Genomic DNA, 25,347 nt, shown 5'->3' with positions numbered 1-25,347 from the left:
TAGGGGAACGGGGTTGAGCATCAGCGTGTCAGACGCCCTATGAAGGAGGAGCCAAGTATAAAGATAGCTCTTCCCCTTGCGTCTTTTGCGCCTTTTTGCGGCTAAAAAATCCAGAGCCTCCAATCCTCAGCCGGGTTTCTTCGTCCGGGTGCCGGGGGCGGCTAGGATTTCGATGTAGATGCCGGGCTGCTCGGCCTTCGCTGCCTCGTCGATCTCATGCGGGATGTCGTCCACGTGGATGGCCTTGGTATTGGCCGCTTCCGCGCCGACGCGGCAGTGGAAGTCCCAGAAATCGACACCTTCCGGCAGGGCCTTGCGGCGCTCGCGTTTCACGTATTTCCGGATGTCATGCTTGATCGCCTCCACGACACGCGGAGGCTTCAATCCTTCAACCTGGAGCGGAAACGTTTTCTTCACGGGCGGGCTTGTGGACCCGCCGGGCGCGTTTGTCCATCGCGGAAAACGGCCCGTCAGTCATCAAACATCCGCGGTCCCCCGGCGGTTTCAGCGTCTTCCTTGAGCTGGCGTTCCCAGATGTAGCGGCGGAACAGCACCTTCACCGCGGCGGTCAAAGGCACGGCGAGCAGCGCGCCGACGAAGCCACCGAGCACCAAGGACCAGAACAGCATGGAGAAGATCACCGTCAAGGGATGCAGGCCGACCGAGTCGCCGACGATCTTCGGTGCGGTCACCAGCGAATTGATCTGCTGCACGCCGATGAAGATCGCCACCACGCCGATCACGTAGCCGCCCGGCCCGAGGCCCCACGGCGCGACGCCTTGGGCATGCAGATAGCCGATGATGCAGGCGGGCACAAGGCAGAGGATGTTGCCGATGTAGGGGATGACTCCGAGGATGGCCATGAAGGCACCGATCAGCAGGCCGTAGGGCAGGCCGTAGATCGTGAGGCCGATGCCGACGAGTACGCCATCGATCAGGGCGACGAGCACCTGCCCACGGAAGAACGAGATGAGGTAGCCGTTGATCTCCTTCAGACAATCGACCAGCTCGGTCTTGAAGCGCGAGGCTTTCAGGGGGACGTAGTCGTGCCAGTGATCGCGGATGGCGGCGGACTCCTTGAGGAAGAAAAACAGATAGACTGGCACCATGATCATGCCGAGCACGAGGCCGAGGAAGGCCAGCACCTTGCTGGTGCCGGTGCTGAGCCAGGTGCGGCCGGTGGAGAGGATGGTGGCCTTGTTTTCGAAGAACATGCGGCCGATGCGGGTCTTTTCGAGGAATTCGAGCGTCTCGTCATCGGACGGCGTTTCGACCGCCTTGCCGAGATCATCCACCTCCGCGAGCGCATAGCCGATGGGATCAGTGGCGTGATCGGCGCGGAGCTTCTTCAGCGACCGGACGAGCTGGGGAATGAGATGCTTGTCATCCTCATCGGTCGGGTCCGGGGTGGCCTGCTTGTTCGGCTGGAAGACTCTCTGGAGGGTCTGCTTGCCGCTCTTGATGCCGGGCATGAGGGCCGCGGCCATGCCGCCGAAGGTGAGCAGCAGGGCGAGGAACACGATCATCACCGCCCACAGCCGTTTCATCCCGCGCTTCTCCAGCCACACGACGACGGGATCGAGAAGGTAGGCGATCACGCCTGCGATCAGCAGCGGGATCAAGACCGGTTGGAGGAAACCGAACATCTGCCCGATCAGCCAGGTGAAGCCGACCAGCAACGCGCCAAGCACGAGAATCCCGAGACCGGTGGCGGCATTCCAGAGCGTCTTTTGCTGGAAGCGGGTGGGGTAGCGCGACATTTCGCGGGATGGTCTATCAGAACATGAGCACGGGGAGGAATTGGAAAAACCGGCGGGGATTCGAAGGAGTTGAGGTTTCGGAGCTCAGGAGCCTTCGGCCCCCTGAAGCCCTACTCTTTTGGGGTGTAAGGGAAAGCGCGCTGTTTTCGTAGGCCGGTTGCATGACACGATTCCTCATCCTGTGCGCGGCTTTGTCGGGACCCCTGACGGCCCAGACGCGGCCCTTCCCGGCGCATGTCCGGTATCCGGGGGCGGTGATCCGGCCTTCTGGCTTTACGCAGGAGCAGCAGGATGCGGACGTGCGGGCCGCCTATGACGCGTGGAAGAAGGACTATGTGAAGGAGGCGGGCAAGGACCCGACTACGGGCAGGACGCTCTATCGCGTGGCGTTCGGAAAGACGCCGCCGAAGTCCGGGGTGACGGTGTCCGAGGGGCAGGGCTACGGCATGGTGATCGTGGCGATCATGGCGGGGCATGATCCGGAGGCGCGGGCGTTGTTCGATGGATTGTATCTGTTTGCGAAGGCCCATCCCGACAAGAAGACGCCGGGGCTGATGCAGTGGCGGGTGCCGCTGGAGGCTGCCGACCATGGCGGCGGCACCAGCGCTTTCGATGGTGATGCGGATATCGCGCAGGGACTGATCCTGGCGCATGCGCAATGGGGCGGGGGTGGGGTGGTTCCTTACAAGGAGGCGGCGAAGGAGGTGATCGCGGCCCAGTTGAAAGGCTGCGTCGGACCGCAAAGCCGTTTGCCGCTGCTGGGCAACTGGGTGAAGGCGGATGACAAGAAGTTCAACCAATACACGCCGCGTAGTTCGGACCTGCTGCCCTCGCACTTCCGGACGTGGGCGAAGTTCTCCGGTGATCCGGTTTGGAACACGGTGGCGGACAACTGCTCCGCGGTGGTGGATGCACTTCAGAAGAACTACAGCCCGGAGTCGGGTCTGCTGCCGGATTTCATCATCGATGCGAAACCGCCTTCAGCCGCGAAGCCGGCGGGGCCGAAGTTTTTGGAGGGAGAGAACGATGGCGCGTATTTCTACAACGCCGGACGTGATCCATGGAGGATCGGGACCGATGCGCTTCTGAATGGAAACGCGGCGTCCACCGCGCAGGCCAGGAAGATGGCGGCGTGGGTCCGGAGGGCCACCGGTGGAGATGCGGCGAAGATCAAGGCGGGTTACAAGCTGGACGGAAAGCCTGTGGAGGGCAGCGACTATTCCAGCATCTTCTTCGTCTCGCCCTTCGGAGTGGCGGCGATGCTGGATCAGGAGAACCAGAAGCTGTTGGATTCGATCTACGGGAAGTCTCGTAAATCGAGGCAGGAGTATTATGAGGATTCGGTGAACCTGCTGTGCCTGCTGGTGATGACGGGGAATTATTGGGAAATGTAGTCGAAAGCTCTGCTTTCGAACGGGGGGAGCTGGAATACGGGTGATGTCCGACCTCAAAGAGGGAAAGCGGAGCTTCCCCCTACATTTTGCGGAGCTTTCAGTTGCGATCCGTCTTCACGCACTCGGGCTCGCGTCCTTCGCCAGGCGATCCAAGACGCCATTGACGAAGCGACCGGAGTCGGTGGTGCCGAAACGTTTGGCGAGTTCGATCGCCTCGTTGATCACCACCTTGTGCGGCACGCCTGCGTGGTAAATCTCATACGCGGCGAGACGCAGCACCGCACGGTCCACGGGATCGATACGCTCGGGGACGTAGTTCTCGACCACCTGGGCGAGGCGCTCGTCGAGCTCCTCCTTGGTGCGGAGGATGCCATCGACCATCTTGTCGGACTCACTGCGCAGCGCGGCGATCTCGGAGCGGGACTCGCGGAGCTTTGCCAGATCGGCCTGGTCGGGGAATTGTTCCGGAGCTTCGACCATGCGCAGGCGGTCGGAGATGCGCTGGAGCCGGCGCACCGTGGCGGACACCGCCTCAAGCTGGCCGCGGAGCACCGGATGATCCTCGGTGCCGAGCAGGAAGCGCTTGCGGCTGGCGGCGAGATCGCGGTCGATCTTGAAAAGGGCGTTGAGCGCGAACTCGATCTTGCCGGCCACGGCATCGTCATCGCCTTCGCGCGGGATGCGGTTGAGCTGGTCGAAGGCGGCGCTCCATTTGGCTTCCAGCTCGTCGATGCGGGCGAGCTCCAGCTTCAGGCGCTCGGCTTCCGGGCGGGCGGAGAGAAAGGCATCCGCGAGGGTCTTGCGCGCCACGAATTCCTCCAGGCGTGTCTCACGGCCATGCGCGAGATGGGACACGGTGCGGAAGGTCGCGACCTGGAGATTGCGGCGGTCCGACTCGGTGATGAATTCCCAGAACGGCTCGCGCAGGGCGACCGGATCGGCTCCACCTTCGAGATCGGCGCAATACAAAAACTGGATGACCGCTTCGCGGATCTGACGGCGGCTAGGCATTGCGGCTGGAGGAGCGGACGGGGGTGGGCTTCGGCATGGAACGGTCGAGCTCCATGAAGATGTCGATCATGCTGGCGGCGGCGCGGGCGGCTTCACGGCCACGGTTGAGATTGGCTCCGATGCAGCGGGCGTAGGCCTGCTTCTCGTCATTGACCAGCAGCACCTCATGGATCACGGGGCGCTTCGATTGGATGGCGAGCTGCTGGAGGGACTGGGTGATCGAGGTGGCGATCTGGTCGGCGTGGTCGGTGCCGCCGCGGATGATGAGGCCGAGGGCGATCACGCAGGCCGGCGGCTCGCGGTCGAGCACGTTGGCGATGGTCACCGGGATCTCGAAGGCACCCGGCACGCGGATCAGATCCACGCGGGCCTGCGGGACCAACACGCCGAGTTCCTCGACGGTGTTCTCCACGAGTGCGTCGGTGTATTGCTCATTGTATTTCGACGCAACGATGCAAATCCGGACTTTGGGTCCGATGATCCGGGGTCTGGGTGGCAGGGCCGACGACATGGGCGGGATATGGCGGCAGGTGACGGAAAAGTCAACCGGGCGAAGGGGCAGGGAGCCTACCGGCGGGCGGCTCCGGAGGGAAGAAAAACGTTGTCTGTGTACGTAGTTCCTCCTTCAGGAGGGTGTCTTGCGTTTCTTTTGTCGCCACGGCTGCCAGCCATCTCGAGATCGGGATGGCTTTACGAAAGAAAGCTCCACCCATCTGGTTGCTCCCTAGCCGGGGCGACGCTGGAGACGCCCTTCTGAAGGAGAAGCTACGTAAGTAGAGGCCTCACAGCGTGTGGCCCATCCGCAGCTTCTTCGTTTCGAGATACTTCTCGTTGTGCGGGTTGGCGGGCAGGCTGATCGGCAGTTGCTCGACGATTTCCAGGCCGTAGCCGCCGAGACCGACGACCTTTTTCGGGTTGTTCGTGAGCAGGCGGATGCGACGCACGCCGAGATCGCAGAGGATCTGGGCACCCATGCCGTAGTCGCGCAGGTCGGAGGCGAAGCCGAGCTTTTCATTGGCCTCGATGGTGTCGAGGCCTAGTTCCTGGAGCTTGTAGGCGTGGATCTTCGCGGCGAGGCCGATGCCACGGCCTTCCTGGCGGAGGTAGAGCAGCACGCCACCTTCCTGGGAGATACGCTCCAGAGCCTTGGCGAGCTGGCCGCCGCAATCGCAGCGCTTTGAGAGGAACACGTCACCGGTCAGGCACTCGGAGTGGACGCGGACGAGCACCGGCTTTTCCGGGTCGATAGGACCTTTCGAAAGGGCGAGGTGGTGCGATCCATCGGTGTGGACCTTGTAGAGATGGCAGTCGAAATCACCGTAGTCGGTGGGCAGCTTGATGGTCTGCTCGCGCTCGACGAGTTTCTCCGACTTGCGCCGCCATTCGATGAGCTGGGCGATGGTGCAGGCTTTCAGGCCGTGCTTCTTCTGATAGTCACCGAGCTGGCCGACACGGGCCATCGTGCCGTCATCATTCATCACTTCACAGATCACTCCTGCGGGTGGCAGACCGGCGAGGCGGGCCAGATCGATGGCGGCTTCGGTATGACCGGCGCGGCGCAGCACGCCGCCCTCCATGGCGGCGAGGGGGAAGACATGGCCCGGCTGTACGAAATCGTCCGGACCCACGCTGCCATCGGCCAGCAGCTTGACCGCCAGCGCACGGTCGGCGGCGGAAATACCGGTGGTGATGCCTCTGGCGGCATCCACGGAGACGGTGAAGGCGGTTTTCTGGCCCTCGCGGTTGCGGCGGGCCATCTGGGGAAGTTCCAAGTGCTGCGCTCGCTCGGCGGTGATCGGCGCACAGATCAGCCCGCGGGCGTGGACCGCCATGAAATTGACCATTTCCGGCGTGCAGAGCGAGGCGGCCCCGATGAGGTCGGCCTCGTTCTCTCGGGAGGGGTCGTCCGCCACGATGACCAACCGGCCGGCAGCCACCTCGGCGATGATTTCCTCAATCGGGCTGAATTCCAATGCGCTCTCGGACACGCGGAAGATCTAGACCCGGATCGGCCCCGGGACAACCGCCGAATGCGGAGTGATTCGAGGAGTGGGGATTTCGATCTTGGGAAGCGATCCGGCGGCTCACGCCTTGTAGCTGCCTTCGTGCAGGACCTTGCCGCCATCGGACGCGAACATCTTCGTGCGCAGGCCCTTCGAGTCCGCGGTGAGGAGGATGACGGTGCCCTGCTTCATCGCCGGGCCACCGCCGATGAGCACGGGGATCGGCGGGGTGTCGGTTTCCGGCCCCTTGTCGACGGTGAAGGATTTTTTCTCCGGCAGATACTTCCACGCGTGGTCGTGACCGGCGAGCATGAGATCGAACTTCGCGGTGGCGATGCGGTTGCTCCATTCGTCGCGCGAGACGATGGAGTAGTCGCCGGTGGGATCATGCAGCGGGATGTGGGCGACGAAGACACGGTGCCGTGCATCCTTCACCGCAGGAGTGGCGAGGTGCTGATCGAGCCACGCGGTCTGCTTGCGGCGGAAGGCTTCCCAGAAACGCGGGCGCTTGTAGCTGGTGGGATCGGTGGTCGGGGAATCGTCCTCGCCGGTATCCATGAAGGTGAAGTGGACGGGTCCGGCATTGAACGCGAACTGCCATTGCTGGTCCGCCTCCGGAGCGGCGGCATCGAGGTGTGGCAGGTCGAACATGTAGGCGAGCTTCTTGCTGAAGCTGCCGCGCAGCTCGTGGTTGCCACGGATGAAGACGATCGGTTTCTGCGAGCCATCGAGCAGGCGGACGTAGTCATTCCACAGACGGAAGACGACCGAGGCTCCATCGGAGGCGCTCGGGTCGTTGATCATGTCGCCATTGAAGATGCTGAATTCAAACTCGTCCTTCTTCAGATTGGCCAGCGCGGCTTCGAAGGTATCGAGGTGGTTGTGGATGTCGTTGAAGATGGCCACCTTCAGTTCCGGGGCCTTCGGGTTGAAAGTGCGGAAGGTGTAGATCGGCGTGGCCTGCGGCTTGTCCTCCGAGGTGTAGCGGACCTGGTAGCGGTAGGCGGTGCCGGGCTGGAGTTTGCTGAGACGGGTCTTCCAGAAGGTCCACGGCGTGCCCGGAATGGCGGTGCCGGTGGCTTCCATTTCCACGAGCTTCGATTGGCCGTCTTTCACTGTGGCGACTTTCACGGCCGTGGCCTTCTGGGCGAGGAAGCAGACGGTCATGCCATCCGCGGCGGGATTCTGGAGATAGGGGAGGAGCACGTCCGGCAGCGGCTCGGGGGCCGGGGTATCCACTCCGAGGGCGCGGCTGAGTGGCAGGGCGGTGGCGAGGAGGCCAGCTTGCTTGAGGAGGGAACGGCGGGAAAGGTTCATGATGCCTGCCATTCAACCATGCTCAGCCCCTTTTGCGATGGGCATAGCAGCCGAACCTTATGGCATTTTGGCCATTCGAGGTGGCGATATGCCGCGAGGTAATAAAATTCCGGTAGGAAATCAAAAATGGCCTATGAAACAAAAATTAGTTTAGGCTAAAATTTGGCTTGAGGCGTGTCGGTTCGTGCCTACGGTGCCGCGCATGACACGAACGACTGGATGGCTGGCCGCGCTGATGATGGCGCTGGGCCTGATTGGCTGCTCGCCGGAGAAATCCCGCGAGGCAGGGAAGCAACTGCAGGTCACGACGACCGTGACGATGGTGACGGACCTGGTGAACCGGGTGGGTGGTGACCGGGTGCAGGTCAAGGGGCTGATGGGGCCCGGAGTGGACCCGCACAACTACGTGCCGAAGCTGGAGGACTCCACCTCGCTGGAAAAAGCGGATGTGGTTTTCTACGGTGGTCTCCATCTGGAGGGGAAGATGCAGGAAACCCTGGAAGCCATGGCCAAGCGCGGCCGGGTGGTGGTGCCGGTAACGCGCGGCATTCCCGAAGGCAGCCTCCTCGCACCCCAGGAAGGTTTCGAAGGCACCAAGGACCCGCATGTGTGGGGGGATTCCTCGCTGTGGCTGAGCACCGTCGATCCGGTGGTGGAAACGCTTTCCAAGGCCGACCCGGAAGGAGCCGCAGGTTACCGCGAGCGTGGCGAGGCCTACAAGAAGGAGCTGGAGGCGCTCAATGCCTGGTCGAAGAAGCGGATCGCGGAGATTCCCGCGGACAAGCGAGTGCTGGTGACCAGCCACGACGCGTTCTTCTACTTCGGCAAGGGCTTCGGCTTCGAAGTCCGTGGTCTCCAAGGGGTCTCGACGGTGGCGGAAGCGGGCATCAAGGACCGGGAACAACTCGTGTCCTTCATCCGTGGCCGCGGTATCCGCACGCTGTTCTCGGAATCCTCGGTGAACGCGAAAGGAATCTCGGCCGTCGCTGCCGAGGCGGGCGCGCAGATCTCGAAGTACCAGCTTTTCTCGGATGCCATGGGCAAGCCCGGCGATGTCGAGGAGGTGAATGGCGAATCCTATGACCAGGGCACTTACATCGGCATGCAGAAGCACAACATCAACGCCATCGTGGAGGGTCTGAAGTAATGATCCGCCAGACACTTCTCGCCTTCGCAGCCACTGCTGCCGTCGTTTCCGCCTCGGAGTTCAAACGCGAGCTTTCACCCGACCGCCCGGACACCACCGAGAGCCCGGTTTCCGTCGAGCCCGGCGCGATCCAGATTGAATCCAGCTTCTGGAGCTTCACCCGCGACAAGGACGCGGGCATCACCACCGAAACGTGGACGCTTGGCGAAACGAACGTGAAGTTCGGCATCACCGAATGCAGCGACCTCCAGCTCGTGCTGCGCCCTTGGATCACGGAGCGGTCCAAGGGCCTCGGCATGACCGATCGTTTGGATGGCTTCGGCGATGTCGAAGTGCGCTGGAAGCAGAATTTCTGGGGCAATGACGGTGGCAAGACCGCCTTCGCCCTCATGCCCTTCATTTCGATCCCGACCCAGACGGAGGTCAGCACCGGCGAATGGGAAGGAGGTCTCATCGCCCCGCTGTCGATCGAACTGTGCGATGGCGTGGGTCTCGGCCTGATGGCGGAGATTGATCGCGTGTGGGACTCCGACAAGGGCCGCCACGAGTGGGACTTCGTCCACACCGCCGTGCTCGGATTCGATCTCACCGATTCGCTCGGTCTCTATCTGGAATACATCGGAAACACCGGCCACGGCCGCTATGAGGCCACCGCGAGCGCGGGTCTCACGTGGGGACAGACGGAGAACCTGCAATGGGATGTGGGTTTCACGCTCGGCCTCAATGATGCCGCGGAAGACTTCGGTCTGTTCCAAGGGGTGACCTTCCGCTTCTAATGATGCGATCCGATCATCGTCCATGAACGTCCCCGCTCTTGAGACCCACGATTTGTCCGTGAGCTACCGGCACCAGCCGGTGCTCTACGGGGTGGATGTGGTGGTTCCGCCCGGCCGGCTGGTAGGCATCATCGGCCCGAACGGCGCCGGCAAGTCGACCATGCTGAAGGCGGTGATGGGCGTGGTGAAGCCCTCCGGCGGCAGGGTCGAGATCTTCGGCAAGCCGCTGGAGCAATCGCTGCGGCGGGTCGGCTACGTGCCGCAGCGCGAGAGCGTGGACTGGGATTTTCCGGTCACGGTGGCGGATGTGGCGCTGATGGGCACCTATGGTTCGCTGGGTTGGTTCAAGCGTCCTGGCAAGGCGGAGCGGGAACGCGCCCGCGCGGCGCTGGAGAAAGTCGGCATGACGCCGTTCGCGGACCGCCAGATCGGCGAGCTCAGCGGCGGTCAGCAGCAGCGGGTGTTCCTCGCCCGAGCGCTGGCGCAGGAGGCGGATCTCTATCTCATGGACGAGCCCTTCGCCGGGGTGGATGCGGCTACAGAGCGCGCCATCGTGGAACTATTGAGGGAAATGCGGGATCGCGGAAAAACGGTGCTTGTCGTACATCACGACCTACACACCGCCGAGCGTTACTTCGACATGATGATGCTCCTGAACCTGAATCTCGTGGCCTTCGGCGATACGGCGGACGTGTTCACGCCCGAGCTGCTGGACAAGACCTACGGCGGCCGTCTCACCCTTCTCAGCCAGGTTGCCGATCGCGCGGCCCGTGGACCCCGGTCATGACGGAGTGGCTCCATACCGCCTTCGGCACCGCGCTGGCCGCGGCGCTTTTGTTGGGACTGTGCTGCGGCACGCTCGGAGCCTTCGTGGTCGTGCGCCGCATGGCTCTCACCGGGGACATGCTTTCGCACGCCGTGTTGCCGGGTATCGTGGCCGGACTGGTATGGAACACCCAGCGGGACCCGCTGGTGGTGCTCGCTGCGGCCCTGCTCGCAGGCATGGCGGGCAGCGCGGTGATGCATGCGATCCAGCGCACCACACGGTTGAAGCCGGATGCGGCGCTCGGCATCGTGCTCTCCGTGTTCTTCGCCGGCGGCATCGCGATGATCTCGATCCACCAGCCATCCGGCGTGCAGGCTTATCTCTATGGGCAGGCCGCCGCGATCGACCAGCGGGACCTGCGGTTGCTGGCGGGCGTCACGGTGCTGACGCTGGGCGTGGTCGGCGTGTTGTTCCGCCTGCTGCATGTCACGGCCTTCGATGCCGGGTTTTCACGGCTCCTGGGTTATCCCGTCCAGTGGCTGGACCGTCTGTTCTATTTCCTGCTTTCCGCCTCCATCGTGGTGGCGATGCAGGCGGTGGGGGTGGTGCTGATCAGTGCCATGCTGATCGCTCCGGCTGCCGCCGCATTGAAGCTGAGCCATCGCTTCGGCCGGGTGGTCACGGCTTCCTGTCTCATCGGGGCCGTTTCCGCATCCAGTGGGGTGTGGATCTCCGGCGTCCGGACGGGACTGCCCACCGGACCGGTGATGGCGCTCGCGGTGTGCGCGGCCTTTGCCTTGGTTTCCCTGTTCGCGCCGCGGGATGGCATTCTCGCGCATGCGTGGCGTCATTGGAAGATGCGCCGCCGCATCGCTCGTGAGAACCTCTTGAAATCCATCTTCCGGGTGATGGAGGAGGGGGGCTTCCGTCACGATGGCGTGACGCTGCTGGAGCTTTCCAAACGCGATGGCCGTCCGGTGACGGTGCTCGCGCGTGGTGTGGGACGGCTGGTGGCGGGCAAGGATGCGACGTGGTCCGACGACCGCTCCGGGTTGCTGCTGACGACGACCGGCCGCCGCCGCGCCGAGGAGATCGTGCGCAACCACCGCCTGTGGGAGCGTTATCTCACCGAGCGGGCTTCCTATGCGGCCGATCACGTCCATGAGGATGCGGAGCGCGTGGAACATTTCATCGGCGAGGACGAGGTGCGGCGCCTGGAGGAGACTCTGGATTTCCCCTCACTCGATCCCCACGGCCGTCCGATCCCTGCGGTGGGCAAGGATGGGAAAGGAGGGCTTTCATGACCGCGGAAATCTTCAATCCGGAATGGTGGGCGCTGCCCTGGCGCTCGGAATCCACCTGCTGGCTGGTGGTCACCTCGTTTTTCGTGGCGCTGGCCTCGGCTCTGCCCGGGGTGTTCCTGGTGTTGCGCCGGATGGCGCTGGCCGGGGATGCGATCAGCCACAGTGTGTTGCCCGGGATTGTCATCGCTTTCCTGTTCACCGGCTCGCTCGACTCGCCATTGCTGGTGGTCGGGGCGGCGGGAGCGGGTTTGCTGGTGATGCTCACGATCGAGGCGCTGCGCCGCGGGGCTGGCATCCGTGAGGACGCTGCCACCGGCATTGCGTTCACGGCGTTCTTCGCTGGCGGCGTGCTGCTGCTGCGGACCTATGCGGGCAAGGTCGATCTGGATCCGGACTGTGTGCTTTTCGGCAGCTTGGAAACGGCGGTCCATGGAGCGACGCTGGCGTTGGGAGGTTTGGAAGTGCCACGGGTGACCCTCACCGCGATGGCGACGGCTTTCGTGATGGGGGCGTTCCTGCTGATCGCGTACCGGCCGCTGCTGTTGGGTTCGTTTGATCCCGCCCACGCCCGGACCACGGGTTTCAAGCCCGGTTGGAGCAATGTGCTCCTGATGGGGGCGGTGTCGATCGTGGTGGTGGTGTCATTCCAAGCTGTGGGCGCGGTGCTTGCGGTGGCTCTGCTGATCCTGCCCGGTGCGACAGCCCTGCTGTGCGCGAAGCGCGTGCCCGGCGTGCTGATGATCTCCGGAGCCCATGCACTGCTGTCCAGTGTGGGCGGTCTCTATCTGGCCATGGCATTGAACTGCAACGTGGCGGCGGCCATCGTGCTGGCGGGAGCGGCCCTTTTCTGTGCCGCCTGGCTGATCGGCCCGATGGATGGATTGATCCGTCCGAGGAAATGGCGGAAAAAGGCGGTACGTTAGAACATTAGAACACCCATTCGGCGGATTTTCCTTCTCCCGCATCCGCCGGGGCTCTGGATGGGCATAAGGGTTTTCCCCTACAAGAAAGGTACGGACTTTTTGTTGCGGGATTCCGAAACAAGTGCCTATCGTTGCGCCCCGCAATTCCTCCGGGACGATCGTACATGGTCGTCCCGGGGGAATTGCGTCTCCACCCCGGCTTCGACACTTCCAGCGATGAATCCAGACAGAGCGACTCTAAACTTCCTAAACAGCTTCCCAGAAGAGGCGCGGAAACGCGGCGAAATGCTTCAGAAAGAAGGCGCGGTTACCCAGATTTTCGGGAACCACCTCTTCATCCAAGGCCGCGTCGAGGACGAGAGCGGCACCTTCCGCACCAGCCTGCGCCTGCAGGGCAACCGCTGGTTCGGCTCCTGTACGGCGGAGGACGAAATCGTCGCCGGGGCGTGCCAGTACGCCACGATGATGGAGCGCATGCACCGCGGCGAGGACCTGCCGGAATCGCCGAACGAATTCGACGACACGCCGGTGCTCGACATCATCGAGGAAAAGCTCGGCCGCGAACTGGATGACAAGGAAGCCGATTTCGTCACCAAGATCGAGAAGCGCTACCGCCGCTACGTGATCGAAGGCGAGCTACACGACCATGACATGGTCCGCATCACGCCGCGCTGGGAAATCACCACCTACGAGCCGCTCGAACTGTGGCCGATGCCGCCGGGCGACATCCTGGAATTCTGGAACTACATCGCCTACGCCTTCTACAAGCGGAAGCTGCCGTATCCGGAGTTCATGAACGTGATCACGGACCTGTCCGCCGTTCAGAAGAAGATGGCGGACTGGGAGCAGGAGCGCGAGGTCGCCGCTTGGTATGACCGCATCGAGCAGGTCAACGAGCGTCCTCCACAGGATGCGCCGCTCAATGTGGTCTTCCGCCTCGTCGCAACGATCAACGAAGGCCGTCTCGAAGTGAAGGAGGAGAAGGCGGGTGTCTGGATCCAACTGCGCGAGAAGAACGACATCGAAGCCTACGTGGCCCTCTATCAGGAAGCCGCGCTGCGCATGGATGCCTCCAGCCAGGTGCTGTGGGAGCACTTCCTTTCCTTCTACCGCCAGCACGGCGAAACCACGCTCGACTTCGATCAGGAGGAGTCGTGCCGTTTCATGAACCGCTTGTTCCGCCAGCCGGCCCTCAAAGGCTATCTGGTGAACCTGGACGACAAGGATTTCAAGGTCGTCACGGATGCCCTGAGCTGGATGTGCGAGGATGATCCATACGATCCGAACAGCTTCGCGCTCCAGCTGGTGACCGCCGCGGGCGAGAATGTCTCGCACTCGGTGCGCCTGCTGCCGGGCCGCAAGGAGCTCTATCAATCCGACGAAACCGTATTCCCCGGTCCGCCGCGCTGGCTGGAGGAGACGGACGTGATGCCGCGCTACCTCATTCCGCGGCGCGTGATTGACTCGCTGGAGGGCGTCGAATTCCTCCGCAAGATCGGTGCTTCGCTGCCGGAGTCTCTGAAGAAGCGCGTGCTCGATCTGGAACTGAAGCCGAAGTTCGAGATGAAACTCGTGGCGGGTCTCACCGCCGCTGAGACCGAGCATCTGGTCATCGACGTCACCGCGATCGAAACCAAGGGCCGCCGCACCGAGCGCATGACCAAGGAGGGCTGGGAGCTCGTTGAGCAGCAGCCGGTCAAGGGCAAGCAGCTCCTGCGTTTCGCCCGTGAAGACTTGTATCCGGTGCCTTCGCTGCTGGAGGAAATGGGCCTCACCTATGACGAGAAACTCATCTCGTTCAAGACGCGCATCACCAAGCAGTTCCCGGAGAAATTCGCCGAGTGGATCAAGGCGATGCCGGAGTCCGTGGACCTCGACATCGACCTGCGCCTGAAGTCCATCCTGAACGACCCGGTCACCGCCGCGGTCCGCTTCGAGGTGGTGAACCAGGAGATCGACTGGTTCGACCTCCGCATCGTCATCGACGTGCAGGGCGTCAATCTTTCCAAGGCACAGATCCGCCAGCTCGTTGCCGCTCGTGGTGGCTACGTCCGCATGGACGATGGCTCGTGGATGCGCCTCGAGATCAAGCTCGATGCCGACCAGCGTGAAGCTGTCACCCGTCTCGGCCTCGATCCGTTCGACCTTTCCGGTGAGACCCACCGCATGCACGCCCTCCAGCTCGCCGATCCGAAGGCGGCGGAGGTCTTCGACCCGAAGGCGTGGAAGCGCATCAAGGATCGTGCCGGTGACATCCAGCTCGAAGTCGAGCCGGACGTGCCGACGAATCTGAACGCCACGCTCCGCCCGTATCAGGTGGACGGTTTCCGGTTCCTCGCCTACCTCGCAACCAACGGCTTCGGCGGCATCCTCGCGGATGACATGGGTCTCGGTAAGACGATCCAGTCGATCACCTACATCCTCTGGCTGCGCGATGAAGCGAAGGCCGCGAAGAAGATCAAGATGCCGGTGCTCGTCGTCTGTCCCAAGTCGGTGCTCGACGTGTGGCAGAGCGAAGCCGGCAAGTTCGCGCCCGAGCTTCACGCGAAGATCCTCCGCAACCGCGAGGACCTCAATGTGGAGTATATCCAGAACAACGTCGACGTCCTGATCCTCAACTACGCCCAGCTCCGTGTCTGCGGCGACCTGTTGAACCAGATCAAGTGGCTCACGGTCATCCTCGACGAAGGCCAGCAGATCAAGAACCCCGACTCGAAGGCCGCCAAATGCGCCCGCGAGCTGGAGTCCGAGAACCGCCTGGTCCTCACCGGTACGCCGATCGAAAACCGCTTGCTCGACATGTGGTCGCTCATGGCCTTCGCCATGCCCGGCGTGCTCGGCAGCCGCGCTTACTTCAAGAAGCGTTTCGACAAGCGCAAGGACCCGCTCTCACAGAACCGCCTGGCCTCGCGCCTGCGTCCGTTCCTGCTGCGCCGCACCAAGCTGCAGGTGGCGCAGGACCTGCCGCCGCGAACCGAAGAGGAGGTTTACTCGAAGATGGAGAACATCCAGCAGGAGCTCTACAAGGCGGAGCTCAAGCGCATCCAGAAGGCGCTGCTTGGCCTGGACTCGGACGAAGCGGTGAAGAAGAACTCCTTCGCCATTCTCCAGGGCCTCATGCGCCTGCGCCAGATCTGCTGCCACCCGGGTCTCATCGATCCGAAGTATCTCAAGGAAGAGTCGGCGAAGATGGAGTCCCTGTTCTACCTCCTGGACCAGCTCCACGAGGAAGGCCACAAGGTGCTCGTGTTCTCCCAGTTCGTCTCGATGCTGGACCTCATCAAGGCCCGCCTCGAACTGGAAGCCCGCCCGTTCCACTACCTCACCGGCCAGACCAAGGACCGCAAGGGCGAGATCGAGCGCTTCCAGACGACCAAGGACCCGTCCGTCTTCATGCTCTCGCTGAAGGCCGGTGGCGCAGGTCTGAACCTGACCTCCGCCTCCTACGTCATCCTCTACGATCCGTGGTGGAACCCGGCGGTGGAAAACCAGGCCATCGACCGTACGCACCGCATCGGCCAGAAGAACAAGGTCATCGCGTATCGTCTGCTCACCCGCGACACGGTGGAAGAGAAGATCCGCATCCTCCAGCACCAGAAGACGCAGCTTGTCACCAACGTGCTCGGCGACGAAGGCTTCGCCTCGAACCTGGGCTTGGAAGACCTCCAGTTCATCCTCAACCACGGCGGTGAGGACGAGGACCAAGGCTGAACTCAAGTAACACAAGCGTTCCTGCTTGTGAGCGCCCGCGGCGGATGACCGGTGAAACACCCGGGAGTCCCCGCGGGCTTCTTATTTTCTCTTCCCCGTAGCCGGAGTCGTGAGACTTCGGGCAGGGAAGATTCGCACTGATCCTGTGCAGGCCCAGTTCTCCTTTGAAAGGGGAGGGCGCGGCGCTCCCGCGAAGGAGATCCGCACGTCTTCGCCCGTCCACCCAGCCCGAACTGTCACCAGTCCGGCTACAAATCGAAGACCACCCGGAACCCCTGGTTCGGCAGCGAGGCGGTGCGGATCATCCGGCCCACATCGAGCAAGTTGTGGAAATTGCAGCAGTGGTCGGAACACCACCACGAGCCGCCGCGTCCGCAGATCTTCCGCTTCGCTTCCTCCGCGCTCATCCAGGCGGGATGGCCTTCGCAATACTCGAACACATTCCCGATCACATCGTAGAGCCCCCACGCGTTCGGCGGATAAGAGCGCACCGGCGAGGTGAGCACGTAGCCGTCCTCGCGCGTGTTCTTCAAGTGGTTGATCCCGTTCCAGGTGTTCGCGCACCTGGGGACGTAAGTGTCGCCCCATGGATAGCGGGTCGTTGCACCGGCGCGGGCGGCGGTTTCCCATTCATCCAGCTGTGGCAGGCGTCCGCCGATCCATTTGCAATACGCCCTCGCGTCCTCGCCGCTGATCTGGGTCACGGGATGATCCGGCAGTTTCTCCGCATCCGGCCCTTGCGGGCCGAAGGGATGACGCCAGTTCGCGCCATCCATGCGCCTCCATTCCCACTCGGCACTGCCTTCGCCTCCTATCAGGCTCCATCCCTGCTTCTCCGCATACGTCACGTAACCCGTCGCGGCGACGAAGCGGCTGAACTGCGCGTTGGTTGTCTCGCAATCGGCGATGCGGAAACCGGAGGTTTTGAATGCATGTGCCGGATTGGTCGGATGGCCCTTGCTGCCCAGCGCATATGTTCCGGCTGGCACGGTGATGAGTTTGTGCCCGTTCGGTCCATCCTGCTTCACGGCTTCGCCATCGGCCGCCATCAGGGAGCCGGCGAGCATCGCGAAGACGATCCGTTTCACGGCGGGCCGATCCATCAATGTTCGGAAACCCACTTCTGTGCCGCAGCGCGGATTTCATCGCGGGATTCGCGGGAGTAGGGGATCGGGACCCCCACTCCTGTGTTCACCGGGACGTGGAGGATCGGATCAACAATGATCGGCATGCCTTCCAGCTCCGGAGGAAGGGGTTCGCCGGGCTTGAACTTGGCGAGATCGCCCTTTTTCGCGGCTGCTTTCGCGCTTTTCTGGTAGTCCTTCTCGATCTTGGAAGTGAGATAGGGCGCGTAGGATTTGCCACGCATCAACTTCGCCATGGCGATGACCAGATCCCTCTGGGCCACGCGGGAGTTGAAGAGCGAGATCTTTCGTTGCAGCACCGATTCCCTGAGGTCTTCGCCATAGCCTCCTTCAAGCGCCACGCTCCAACCGGCGACCACCGGTGGGGAAGCCTTGGCATCGTCCTTGGCCTTGTTGATGCCATCGACCAGCTTGTCCTCCACCGCCAGCAGTTCTGGCAGTGTTTCAATGGCGTCCAGATCGAGGATGAGCTGGAGGAGCAGCGGATTGAGGGAGCCTGGATCATAGCCAAGGTCATCGCCATCCGCGGACATTTCCGGATTCGGATCTTTGGGCGGCTCCTGGGCCTTGCGCGAGAAATCAATCTCCAGCAACCGCGAGCGGATCGCTTTGACGACTTCCGCCCGGTTCGCTTTCACGGCGGCCTCGGTCGCCTTCGAGAACCATGCGCCGTTGAAATCCTGGATGAGGAACGCGCGATAGGGCACGTCCTGCGGAGCCATCACCACATCGCAGACCTGCGCATACGAACCCGGCGCGGCGATGGCCTTGTCCAGCAGCTTCACGCCGTCCACCGGCACCGGTTCCTGGGCATGGACAAGAGTGGAACCGAGAAGCAATGCGGCGAAAGCTGCGGGGATCTTCATGGAGGCATATTCTTCGATTCCGGTCGTTCCGCAATGAAGAAGGTGACCGCAGATTACACAGATTGAAGAGGATGGTTGAGAGTGATGAATCTTGAGGGCCAACGGCCCGACCCATACCAGCCTGGGCTGCAAGTCCCAGGTCGTGATTCTATTCGATTGGAGGGCTGAAAGCCCGATCCATGCTGGGAAGACTCGGTTGCTCCTGCGCGCTGCCAAAGAATGGATCGGGCCTTCAGCCCTCGATTTCCCTCGCATGCATACCTGGGCCTCGCGGCCCAGGCTGGTATGGGGCGGGCCGTTGGCCCTGAAGATTCAAGAATACCCGGCCATCTCATCAAATATCCCGTATGCCATTTGAAAACCAATTTCCACGCCGCGCCTTGCGGATCGAAGGTGCCACGGGACACGACAGCCATGGATGACTTACGGATTTTCAATACCGTATTTCAAACGCCCGAACTTGTGCGTCTCACCGGTTGGGACTTTGAAGCTGCGGCGCACCATGCCGGGGGCGACGCCGCTTTGATCCACGGACGGGATCTCTTCCGCCGGAGCCGCTGACCAGTGTTCGAGATCATCCGAGATCTCCCAAGTCAGCGCGACATTCTGGATGTCCGTTCGGAGGTCGATGGAGGCCGTGTGATTGCCGCCGTCTTTCTTCAGCTCCACGCCGATGCCCGGATTCACCGCCTGCGGATCGAGCACGAAGACATACTCGAACAGATCCGCGATGCCATCGTGATCCGTATCCGTGGTTTGCAGCGCGCCGCGTCCGCCGCCGGTGGCGAGGCCGTGATCTCGCGCCCAATCGAGCAGGGCATCGCGCTTGTCCACCGGGCCGTAGAAGAAGGTGGCCGTGGCAGTGGTCGTGGTGTTCGAGGTCACGCGTACCCAATGCGCATTGTAGCCTTCCGGGAAGACATGCGTGAAGGTCTCCCCCGACGCGACGTTGAAGGTGGAGTAGGGGACCCAGGTGTTGTCTCCGAGGAAATCGACCTCCACGGTGAAGGTCACGCTGCCTCCGCTGGTATGGGAGAGCCGCAGCTCCTTGCGGTCGTAGCCATACATCAGATAGGGATCGGACGCGGTGTTTGCGGTGACGGCGGTGTTCTTCCATGGACCACCGAAGCCGCGTGGTTCGCCCATGCGCCAGAGGTCATCGACCTCGCCGAGCCACAGCGCGCCGCCGCCATTGGTGGAGCGCACGACCTTGTCCGAGGCAGGCGCGGAATCGAGCACGCCGGTGGCGACGAAGAGTCCGCGCCACGAGGCGAAGTCCGAGATGCGCTTGCCGTGGGTGGCGAGCGGCTTCATGCGGCGTTTGTCACCGGAGATGTCGCGCGGCACTTCGTAGAGCGTTCCGTGGCAGTTGAGCATCTGGCGTTCCGTGACCACTTCACGCAGGCCGCGTGCCCAGCCGCTGGCGAAGGCGTTGTCATAGGAGGCGTCCAGCATGGGCAGCCGCAGCTTCGCCGTGCCCTGCATCACCCATGCGCTCGCGGCATCGCTGCCGAAGTCCTTCGTCGCGGCGGCGGAGGTCCGCAGCGTGTTTTCCGCCGTGGCATCGGTGATGGCATCCAGTTTCATCGCTCCACCGATACGGAAATAACCGGACGCCGCGGAGCTGCCCACGCCGGTGGTGTGCGTGGCGGCGAATTCCAGGGGCAGGCTGCCGGTGTTCATCGTGCGGATCACGCCTTCGGTCGTGCCGGAGGTGTCCCGGATGTCCGCGAGCGCGGCGAATTCATCCGTGGCGGTGGAGGCCGGGGTGGCGTGCGGATAGGGATTGGTGAGGATGAAGTAGGCGGTGAGATTCGCGGCGGCATCGATGGCGCGCAGCCGCACCCAGCCGGTGTTGAGGTTGTTCAGCAGTTCATAGCTCGAGCCGGATGCGGGGATCTGCACGGTGCGCAGTGTGGTCCACGTGCCATTGCCACCGCTGGTCTGGATCTCGATGGAGGACGCGCTGCCTGCTGTCTTGCGCAGATGCAGTATGGCGCGGCTGAAACCTTTCACGAGGAACGGCTCGGTGGTGGTGTTCGCGGCGACGCTTTCGTTCAACCAGAGACCGCCGTGGCCCTGTGGCGTGCCCCACTTCTTCAGGTCATCGGGCTGGCCGAACCACAGGTTCGATTGCGCGCGCGGCACCAGCGAGTTGTCAAAGCGCGAGGTGTCGTTCTTGCCCATCACCAGTTGCCCGTTGAAGGTGCAGTAATCCACCGGCATCTTTTCGTAGTCGCAGATCGGCGCGAGGCCGGAGAAGTTCGTGGAGGAGAAGGTGGCGGGGAAATCGAAGAACATGCCGTGCATGTGCATGAGCCATTTGCCCGGCGAGATCTCGCGGATGCGCGGCCACTCGGTATGCCAGCCGTGGTTGCCATCATGGGTATAGGAGCCCTTCGGCAGCCGCCACAGGTTCCATTGGCCGTTCTCGTAGGTTCGTAGTACTACCGACTTCGCATCGAAGCCGGTGGTCCACACCGGATCGCTGGCGCTCTGGTTGCCTCGGATGTCGCCGGGGCCGGTGACCTCGCAGTGCTGCATCTTCGCCACCTGGGTCCAGCCCGCCATGTAGTTCGGCTGGGCGGTGACCGGGTTGGGCCGGTTCTCCGCCGTGTTCGGGTCGTTGGTGGCGAGGTAGCTGCCGCCGTTCTGCTGGACGGTGGTGCCATCCCATGTGGCGAGCACGCCGGAGGGTGATTTCATGTCCGGCTCGCCATTGTTTGCGACGACCAGGCGGCCCTGCCCGGTGTAGGCGCCCTTGCCATGGTAGCCGAAAAGGAAGCGGTCGCTGGTGCCCTGCACGTCCGGATAGCGGGTGATGAACGACAGGTCGCTGGCATTGATGTCATACAGCCCGTCCTCCATCGTGAACATGTAGACGCGGTTCGGATCACTGAGATGTGCGGCGGTGGCGGTGTAGCGTCCGGGCGCGGTGGAGTAGGACATGGCGCGCACGTTCCGGTTCGCATCGATGAAATACGGCCCCATGATGAGCTGGTTCGAAGCGGTGTGGATGAAGCGGTTCGCGGGCGTGCCGCCGATGCTTTCCGGACGGATCACGCGCGAGAGGTCCGGAGCGATCTCGTAGAGCTTGTCATCGGAGCCGTTTGGCAGGTGCGGGCCGTAGGTCATCGTCCACAGTTTGCCCGCCCATGGAACGACAGCACCGGTGCCGCACTCGCCGCTGGTATTGCTCATCGCGAGGTGGGGATAGACACCGGAGATTTGCACCACCTTGTCCGGCTCCGGAGTGAGGATCTGGTAGTCGGCGGTGGGCGCGGTGGCGACGGTGTCCTGCAGGGAGATGTCATCGACGGTGAACGAATTCGCGGCCATCATATTGCGGGCGATGCGCACGCCGGTGACGGGTGAGAGCGTGGACATCAGTGGTGACAAGGTCTTCAAGCCGGTGGCCGCATGGCTGAGGGTGGCGGAACCGGCATCCGACCACACCAGATCATACTCCGCGGCGGAAGTGCCGAAGTTTCTGCCGATGATCCTCAGTTTCACCGTGCTGTTGACCGGGACGGCGAAACTGGCTCCGTCCGACTTCCTGGTGAGCGGGTAAAAGTCCGTGCCGTATTTCACCTGGAGGATGCCTCCGGTGCCGGTGCGGACTTCCACCACATCGTAGGTGCCGCCGGGCAGGGTGAAGCGGAACGACTGCGCCTCATTGGTCCCGGCGATTTGGAAGGAAACATCCGCCGTGAAATTCGCCGCGCTGCTGCTGGCATTCTGGCTCAGCGAGGCACTGGTGTTGTAGGGCATCCTCGCGCCCACGGAGCTGCCGAGGCCGGTGGTGCTGGTCACACCGGTGGCGGTCCAGCCGCTGGGGAAGGGCGCGGTTTCAAAGCCGGTATTGGTGAGCAATTGGGCGCTCCAGACGGGCGCTGTGGAGAGAAAGAGAGCAATGGAACAGGGTTTCACGGAATAGCGGGTTTTAGAGCCCGGCGGCCTGCGGGGAGGAGATGGACAAGCCGCCGTATCCGTGAGGTGTGGCGAGTAGGCGCAGGTATCACATTTTTCTGACGGATTCCAAAACCGAGGCACCCGCGGGCTTGTGGTCCTGCCAACTCCTGCCACGCTTTTCGAGTCATGATGCTCCAGTGGAATCGACGGCGGTTTTTGACGATCACCCTGCCCGCGTTGGCCGGGTTTCCGGCACTCGCCGGCGCGGCGGAGGAAGAGCCGGAGAAGCCCTTGCGGTTCGGTGTGATCGCGGACCCGCAGTATGCGGACGCGGTGCCGAAGGGGACGCGCCACTACCGCGCTTCATTGAAAAAGCTGGAGGACGGCATTGCGGAGCTCAACCGGCATGACCTCGCCTTCACGGTCACGCTGGGGGATCTGATCGATCACGACTTCGCCAGCTTCGAGCCCGTTCTCTCGCGCTATGGCAAGCTGCGGTCTCCACACCGCATCGTGCTCGGCAACCATGACTTTGATGTCACCGATGATGAGAAGCCGAAGGTTCTGGAAAAAGTCGGTCTGAAGTCCGGCTACCAGAGTTTCGTCCATGGCAGTTGGAGGTTCGCACTGATCGATGCCACGGAGATTTCGACTTTCCGTTATCCGGCGGCCGATCCACGGACCAAGGAAGCCCGTGAGCGGATGGAACAACTCGCCGGTCAAAAGCAGTCGAACGCGCAGCCGTGGAACGGGGCGGTTGGCACGGTGCAGCTCGAGTGGCTCGAAAGCGAACTCACCGCCGCGAAAGCCGCGAACCAGCGCGTGGTGATCTGCGGTCATTTTCCGCTGCTTCCCGCCGACAATCCGCATCGCCTCTGGAATGCTGGTGAAGTGGTGAAAGTGATCGAGCGGCATCCGCACGTGGCCGCCTACCTGAATGGCCACGATCACCAGGGGAACTATGCCCACGCCGGGCATTGCCATTACGTGAACTTCAAGGGAATGGTGGAAACGGCCACCGACAATCCCTTCGCCGTGGTGAGCTGCTATCGGGATCGCATCACCGTCGAGGGCTTCGGGCCGGAGCCCACGCGGGAAAGATTGAGCTGATCCACACGAAAGCGGCGGCCGCGCGGATACCGCCCATGCCGCCGCCCGTGAGGATTAGCCGGTGTCAGTTCTCCCCGTGGAGATGGCTGACCCGGTCGTTGGTATTCGCCATGCGGAAGACGTTCGTGAATGCCGCCTCGCTCATGATGTCCACCATCGACGACGATTGATCCGGCATCAGGCCGTTGATCCCGAGGATCATCATGCGCCGCGCGAGGGTCTTCGAATAGTCCGCGCTGTAGGGAGTCACGGTATTGTCGTAGTAGCTCACGTCATTGGTGATGGTCCACACGTAGCTGGTGCGGATCCTGCCGTTCAGGTAGATCGCCTCGGTGAGATCGAGCGTGTCCTGCGTGGAAGCTTCGGGTTGTCCGAACTCCTGAAGCGTGGAATGAAGCTCCGCATCCTTGATCCAACCCGCGTAACGGTTGCCCCAGTAGTAGGAGTCGATGTTCACCGGGAAGTTCATCGTCTGCGCGACACTGCGGAAGCTATCCGGCTCGAAGGTTCCGATGACGACCCGGCTGGGATCGAAGTTGCGGGCTTGGAGCATGGAGTACAATTCCGTGGCGAATTGCTCGTAGGTCTGTCCCGCCTCCGGGTCCTTGATGTCGAAGTAAACCATCGTCAGCGCGCCATTGTCGAGGTGGCCCTTGAGTGTATCGAGGAAGGCTCCGTATTGATTGTAGGGAGTCCAGTCGACTTCGGTGGAGTGGTGGTGCGCCTCGATCCGCAACTGGCCGTTGACGACGACGGTGTCGGTATCCGTTTCGATGCCCGTGCAGCCCTGGCTGACGGCGGTATTCACGCGCTGGATGTTGTTCTTGCGATGGGCGATGACATGGATCGGCCGCTTGTCGGTGGTGCGGAAGAGGCTCATCACACCGGTGGAAAACGCGGCATTGCCTGCGGCGGTGACACGCAGTGTGACGTTGTTTTCCTGGGCAAGGGTGAAGGGAAGCGATTCGTAGAGGCAGTCGTAGGAGCCGAGAGAAGGGATGGGATTGGAATTGAGATTCTTTTCCGCAATGACCTGGCCATTGACCACGGCCTGCAACTTTCCAAGCAGCTTCACCTGGTTCACCTTGTGGATGATCTGCACCATCCCGTTGTAGCTTCCGGCTCTCATCCGTGGCGCGATGGTGCTGCTGAGCACGCCGGTCTGGCTGGCGGTTGCCTTCCACACGTCATCCGCGTAGCCGCTCTGCGTGCCGGCGGAACCGACCGCATGCGTTTGATTCCGGGTGGGGAGGCTGACCCACGTGGCCTGACGGTGATCGTCGCGCACCAGGAAAGGGGCCCGGCCGACTTTGTCATAGGTGCCGGTCTTGAAAGCGCGCACTTCATAGCGGCCCGCTGTGAGTGTTTGGGTGATGGTGGAGTTGCCGGAATCCGCTCCACCGAGATTGATCGATGTCAGGTAGTTCGAATCGGCGGCTCCTTCCGCATAGACGCCCGCCCAGTGGTCGTTCTGGGTGTCCGTGAACTGATAGGTGAAGGTGGCGGACTCATTGTCCGAAAAGACCGGATTTCCCGCGGTGAGGGCGTTGGGAAGACGCACCGCCGATCCTTGTGCGAGGACCGAATAGGTGTCGTTCTGATAGAGATAGAGGTCGTAGTTGCCCGCGGCCAGGCCGGAGAAGCTGACGGTCCCGGAGGTCGCGCCATTGAGATAGACCCACTGCAGGTAGTTGCTTCCCGTCTGGCCCTGCTGATAGACGCCGATCCAATCGGTGGCATTTCCCGGGGCGCCGTTGAAGCTCACGACAAGCGGGTCTCCCACGAGTGACGGGGCCGCCGTGACGGAGAGAGCCGCGACCACCGAGAAGGTATTGGAAGCCCGCACGGTGTAGCCATCATTGGCGCAGAGAAAGACGGCGTAGTTTCCGGGGGAAAGGGAGGAAGTCATGGTGGCCGAGCCGCTGGCGATCACGCTGCCGGGTTTCGTCTGGGTGCCGCTGGTGTAGATCCAGTTGAGGCTGGCCTGACCGCCGGGCGTCACTCCGGCGGGATAGATACCGAACCAATCGGCGGTGGTGCTGGCTCCGGTCCAGGCGATCTGAACCGCTTCTCCCACCGTGTAGGAGCTTTTGGTGGGGGTCACGGTTTGTGCCTCGGCGATCGCGCCGAGCAGCAAGTAACAGAGGAGTTTGATGGGTTTCATATGGGGCGCCTCTCTTTGAGAGGACGTTCACCCTGCAT

Annotated in this window: 18 protein-coding genes; 8 read left to right on the top strand and 10 right to left on the bottom strand. The window is 62.6% G+C overall.

Going from position 1 to position 25,347, the window contains the following annotated elements:
- Positions 1 to 126: 126 nt before the first annotated feature.
- Positions 127 to 417: a DUF6172 family protein gene (locus KBB96_RS08120; protein ID WP_211634192.1), complete on the bottom strand. Its 291-nt coding sequence runs from the start codon at positions 415 to 417 to the stop codon at positions 127 to 129.
- Between the two features lie 53 nt (positions 418 to 470).
- Positions 471 to 1,760, bottom strand: coding sequence for an AI-2E family transporter (locus KBB96_RS08115; protein WP_211634191.1), 1,290 nt, complete (start codon positions 1,758 to 1,760; stop codon positions 471 to 473).
- 254 nt (positions 1,761 to 2,014) lie between these two features.
- Here KBB96_RS08115 and KBB96_RS08110 point away from each other — a divergent pair, with 254 nt between their 5' ends.
- On the top strand, positions 2,015 to 3,154 hold the full coding sequence (locus KBB96_RS08110; protein WP_211634190.1) for a family 8 glycosyl hydrolase: 1,140 nt from the start codon (positions 2,015 to 2,017) through the stop codon (positions 3,152 to 3,154).
- A gap of 114 nt (positions 3,155 to 3,268) precedes the next feature.
- On the opposite strand, the gene nusB is transcribed toward KBB96_RS08110, so the two are convergent.
- From nusB to KBB96_RS08090, 4 genes are all read right to left on the bottom strand, one after another.
- Positions 3,269 to 4,165: a transcription antitermination factor NusB gene (gene nusB, locus KBB96_RS08105; RefSeq protein ID WP_211634189.1), complete on the bottom strand. Its 897-nt coding sequence runs from the start codon at positions 4,163 to 4,165 to the stop codon at positions 3,269 to 3,271.
- Entirely contained in the window at positions 4,158 to 4,676 is a 519-nt protein-coding gene (gene ribH / locus KBB96_RS08100) for a 6,7-dimethyl-8-ribityllumazine synthase (RefSeq protein WP_211634188.1), read from the bottom strand. The genes nusB and ribH overlap by 8 nt, the downstream gene beginning before the upstream one ends.
- Before the next feature lie 271 nt (positions 4,677 to 4,947).
- Positions 4,948 to 6,153: a bifunctional 3,4-dihydroxy-2-butanone-4-phosphate synthase/GTP cyclohydrolase II gene (locus KBB96_RS08095; RefSeq protein WP_226373674.1), complete on the bottom strand. Its 1,206-nt coding sequence runs from the start codon at positions 6,151 to 6,153 to the stop codon at positions 4,948 to 4,950.
- Between the two features lie 96 nt (positions 6,154 to 6,249).
- Entirely contained in the window at positions 6,250 to 7,485 is a 1,236-nt protein-coding gene (locus KBB96_RS08090) for a purple acid phosphatase family protein (protein WP_211634187.1), read from the bottom strand.
- 202 nt (positions 7,486 to 7,687) lie between these two features.
- Between KBB96_RS08090 and KBB96_RS08085 the strand changes: the two genes are divergently transcribed.
- From KBB96_RS08085 to KBB96_RS08060, 6 genes are all read left to right on the top strand, one after another.
- Positions 7,688 to 8,632, top strand: coding sequence for a metal ABC transporter solute-binding protein, Zn/Mn family (locus KBB96_RS08085; protein WP_211634186.1), 945 nt, complete (start codon positions 7,688 to 7,690; stop codon positions 8,630 to 8,632).
- Positions 8,632 to 9,408, top strand: coding sequence for a transporter (locus tag KBB96_RS08080; protein WP_211634185.1), 777 nt, complete (start codon positions 8,632 to 8,634; stop codon positions 9,406 to 9,408). The genes KBB96_RS08085 and KBB96_RS08080 overlap by 1 nt, the downstream gene beginning before the upstream one ends.
- 22 nt (positions 9,409 to 9,430) lie before the next feature.
- Positions 9,431 to 10,195, top strand: a complete 765-nt coding sequence (locus KBB96_RS08075) for a metal ABC transporter ATP-binding protein (protein WP_211634184.1) — start codon at positions 9,431 to 9,433, stop codon at positions 10,193 to 10,195.
- A complete protein-coding gene (locus KBB96_RS08070; RefSeq protein WP_211634182.1) occupies positions 10,192 to 11,478 on the top strand; it encodes a metal ABC transporter permease in 1,287 nt (428 codons plus the stop codon). The genes KBB96_RS08075 and KBB96_RS08070 overlap by 4 nt, the downstream gene beginning before the upstream one ends.
- Entirely contained in the window at positions 11,475 to 12,401 is a 927-nt protein-coding gene (locus KBB96_RS08065; protein WP_211634180.1) for a metal ABC transporter permease, read from the top strand. Before KBB96_RS08070 ends, KBB96_RS08065 begins: the two co-directional genes overlap by 4 nt.
- 285 nt (positions 12,402 to 12,686) lie before the next feature.
- Positions 12,687 to 16,112, top strand: coding sequence for a DEAD/DEAH box helicase (locus tag KBB96_RS08060; RefSeq protein ID WP_226373673.1), 3,426 nt, complete (start codon positions 12,687 to 12,689; stop codon positions 16,110 to 16,112).
- 248 nt (positions 16,113 to 16,360) lie between these two features.
- Here the strand turns inward: KBB96_RS08060 and KBB96_RS08055 are convergent, their stop codons facing one another.
- From KBB96_RS08055 to KBB96_RS08045, 3 genes are all read right to left on the bottom strand, one after another.
- Entirely contained in the window at positions 16,361 to 17,215 is an 855-nt protein-coding gene (locus KBB96_RS08055) for an SUMF1/EgtB/PvdO family nonheme iron enzyme (protein WP_211634176.1), read from the bottom strand.
- Positions 17,215 to 18,123: a hypothetical protein gene (locus KBB96_RS08050; RefSeq protein WP_211634174.1), complete on the bottom strand. Its 909-nt coding sequence runs from the start codon at positions 18,121 to 18,123 to the stop codon at positions 17,215 to 17,217. The genes KBB96_RS08055 and KBB96_RS08050 overlap by 1 nt, the downstream gene beginning before the upstream one ends.
- Before the next feature lie 423 nt (positions 18,124 to 18,546).
- Positions 18,547 to 22,053, bottom strand: coding sequence for a hypothetical protein (locus KBB96_RS08045; RefSeq protein ID WP_211634172.1), 3,507 nt, complete (start codon positions 22,051 to 22,053; stop codon positions 18,547 to 18,549).
- 168 nt (positions 22,054 to 22,221) lie between these two features.
- Between KBB96_RS08045 and KBB96_RS08040 the strand changes: the two genes are divergently transcribed.
- Positions 22,222 to 23,145 carry a metallophosphoesterase gene (locus tag KBB96_RS08040; protein WP_211634170.1) on the top strand — a complete coding sequence of 308 codons (924 nt, stop codon included), beginning with the start codon at positions 22,222 to 22,224 and terminating at the stop codon, positions 23,143 to 23,145.
- A gap of 64 nt (positions 23,146 to 23,209) precedes the next feature.
- Here the strand turns inward: KBB96_RS08040 and KBB96_RS08035 are convergent, their stop codons facing one another.
- Positions 23,210 to 25,309 (bottom strand): hypothetical protein, encoded by a 2,100-nt coding sequence (locus KBB96_RS08035; RefSeq protein ID WP_211634168.1) that lies wholly within the window; start codon positions 25,307 to 25,309, stop codon positions 23,210 to 23,212.
- Positions 25,310 to 25,347: the final 38 nt, after the last annotated feature.

The organism is Luteolibacter ambystomatis, assembly GCF_018137965.1.
GTDB lineage: Bacteria > Verrucomicrobiota > Verrucomicrobiia > Verrucomicrobiales > Akkermansiaceae > Luteolibacter > Luteolibacter ambystomatis.
The sequence above is the reverse complement of the archived record's forward strand: the minus strand, read 5'-3'. Positions and strand labels throughout refer to the sequence as shown.

What these genes read in the sequence shown, in the direction of transcription:
- KBB96_RS08115 (WP_211634191.1), bottom strand. Translation starts at nt 1,760, where the DNA reads ATGTCGCGCTACCCCACCCGCTTCCAGCAAAAGACGCTCTGGAATGCC.
- nusB (WP_211634189.1), bottom strand. Translation starts at nt 4,165, where the DNA reads ATGCCTAGCCGCCGTCAGATCCGCGAAGCGGTCATCCAGTTTTTGTAT.
- ribH (WP_211634188.1), bottom strand. Translation starts at nt 4,676, where the DNA reads ATGTCGTCGGCCCTGCCACCCAGACCCCGGATCATCGGACCCAAAGTC.
- KBB96_RS08090 (WP_211634187.1), bottom strand. Translation starts at nt 7,485, where the DNA reads ATGAACCTTTCCCGCCGTTCCCTCCTCAAGCAAGCTGGCCTCCTCGCC.
- KBB96_RS08085 (WP_211634186.1), top strand. Translation starts at nt 7,688, where the DNA reads ATGACACGAACGACTGGATGGCTGGCCGCGCTGATGATGGCGCTGGGC.
- KBB96_RS08080 (WP_211634185.1), top strand. Translation starts at nt 8,632, where the DNA reads ATGATCCGCCAGACACTTCTCGCCTTCGCAGCCACTGCTGCCGTCGTT.
- KBB96_RS08075 (WP_211634184.1), top strand. Translation starts at nt 9,431, where the DNA reads ATGAACGTCCCCGCTCTTGAGACCCACGATTTGTCCGTGAGCTACCGG.
- KBB96_RS08070 (WP_211634182.1), top strand. Translation starts at nt 10,192, where the DNA reads ATGACGGAGTGGCTCCATACCGCCTTCGGCACCGCGCTGGCCGCGGCG.
- KBB96_RS08065 (WP_211634180.1), top strand. Translation starts at nt 11,475, where the DNA reads ATGACCGCGGAAATCTTCAATCCGGAATGGTGGGCGCTGCCCTGGCGC.
- KBB96_RS08060 (WP_226373673.1), top strand. Translation starts at nt 12,687, where the DNA reads ATGCTTCAGAAAGAAGGCGCGGTTACCCAGATTTTCGGGAACCACCTC.
- KBB96_RS08055 (WP_211634176.1), bottom strand. Translation starts at nt 17,215, where the DNA reads ATGGATCGGCCCGCCGTGAAACGGATCGTCTTCGCGATGCTCGCCGGC.
- KBB96_RS08050 (WP_211634174.1), bottom strand. Translation starts at nt 18,123, where the DNA reads ATGAAGATCCCCGCAGCTTTCGCCGCATTGCTTCTCGGTTCCACTCTT.
- KBB96_RS08040 (WP_211634170.1), top strand. Translation starts at nt 22,222, where the DNA reads ATGATGCTCCAGTGGAATCGACGGCGGTTTTTGACGATCACCCTGCCC.
- KBB96_RS08035 (WP_211634168.1), bottom strand. Translation starts at nt 25,309, where the DNA reads ATGAAACCCATCAAACTCCTCTGTTACTTGCTGCTCGGCGCGATCGCC.